The organism is Marinobacter sp. 1-4A (assembly GCF_016597725.1).
Classification (GTDB): domain Bacteria; phylum Pseudomonadota; class Gammaproteobacteria; order Pseudomonadales; family Oleiphilaceae; genus Marinobacter.
Genome location: NZ_VCGY01000023.1, coordinates 1 through 1,599 on the forward strand (window position 1 = coordinate 1; position 1,599 = coordinate 1,599).

Here is a 1,599-nt window from a genome sequence, read left to right on the forward strand (position 1 = left end):
TGTTTGATTCAGCAAATGCCCACGGCCAATATGCGCCCTATGCGATGGCGATGTTGCCAGTGGCGCTGACGTCTTTCGGCTATCATCATTCGGTGGCATCAATGCGCGCCTATTATGGTGAGGAAAGTAAGGCGCAGAAAGCCATTCTGGGCGGTACACTGGTGGCTTTGATGTTCTACCTAGTGTGGCTGATCAGCATATTCGGCAATCTGCCGAGAGCGGATTTCGGCCCCGTGGTCGCTCAGGGCGGTGACGTGGATGTTCTGCTCGCCGCCCTTGGTTTTGCCATCAATTCCGAGCGGGTGGCGACCACCATCAGTGCTTTCTCAACGGCTGCCATTCTGTCTTCTTTTGTCGGCGTTGGCTTGGGCACCTTTGATTACATGGCCGACCTGCTGGGCTTCGATAATGATCGCAAAGGGCGCTCCAAAACCTGGGCAATTACGTTTATTCCGCCATTACTGCTGTCGTTGTTTTTTCCGTTTGGCTTCGTTCTTGCCATTGGCTATGCCGGTGCGGCTGCGGCGGTCTGGGCTTGTATTGTTCCGGCGCTGCTGGCCCGAAAGTCCCGAACACTGAAGGGTGGGCGTCTTGGCTTTATGGCCCCGGGCGGCCAGCTGGGCATTGCGCTGGTTCTGATTTTTGGCGGGCTGACCATCTTTTTCCATTTCATGGGGCTGGCGGGTTGGTTGCCGGAACCAGTGTTGTTCTGAGACCGAACATTAGGCCATGCTCGTTACTCTTTTAATACCAACTGGAGGGACTGGATTTGAGTCATCGCTGCGAATGTACCCTCCTGCTGTTCTTCTTTATTAGTGTTTTGCCAACCAGTCTGAAGGCAGAAGTCGTGAACCTGTCCTGGGATAACGACCTGCTTACTGGAACCGACCGCGGATATACAAACGGGGTACGCGTGTCGTATCTGACGGGCACCGCTGACGAGAACGATGGAAAGTCGGCAAGATTTGCCCGAACTCTGCGTGATGGGCTGCGCTTTCTGCCCGGTATAGGTGCTTCCGATTCAGAGCATGCGGCCACACTGAGTTTGCGGCAATTCATGGTTACGCCTGAAGATATCACGGTTGAAAATCCGCAATTCGACGACATTCCCTATGCCGGCCACCTGTCGCTCAGTGGCACGCTCTGGAGCTGGGACGCCGATACAATTACCGGTTTTGGCGCTCATATCGGTGTTATTGGGCCCGAAAGCGGTGCCGAGTCAGTTCAGAAATGGGTGCATAAAGCCACTGGAAGCGACAAGCCGCAAGGATGGGGCAATCAACTTGGAACCGATGTGGTGGGTGGCATTCAGGGTGCGCATGGCCGAAAGCTGCTGCAACTAGCGCAAGGCGGCAACATTGAACAGCGTGTGTCGGTGATTGGAACTGCGCTATTGTCCAGTTTTCGAACTTCTGCAAAGACCGGGTTGGTCTGGCAGCTTGGTAGGCACCTTCCAATAAATTTTGTGCCGGATTACGCAGGCACCTCTTCAACCATCGCCCTGCCGGGCTCTTTCAAAGATTCAGGCAGTAGCTGGTCTGTGTATGTGGGGCTGGGCGTGGAGTATGTAGGCTATTCCTATATTGACGACAATGCCGG

Annotated in this window: 2 protein-coding genes; both read left to right on the forward strand. The window is 54.6% G+C overall.

Annotated elements, in window-relative coordinates; genetic code table 11:
• Nucleotides 1-713: aromatic amino acid transport family protein (locus FE845_RS18470; protein ID WP_320159707.1), on the forward strand; the 713-nt coding region annotated here is incomplete at its 5' end.
• A 56-nt stretch (nt 714-769) separates the two neighbouring features.
• On the forward strand, nt 770-1,599 hold an 830-nt coding region (locus FE845_RS18475; RefSeq protein WP_227714503.1), incomplete at its 3' end, for a lipid A deacylase LpxR family protein.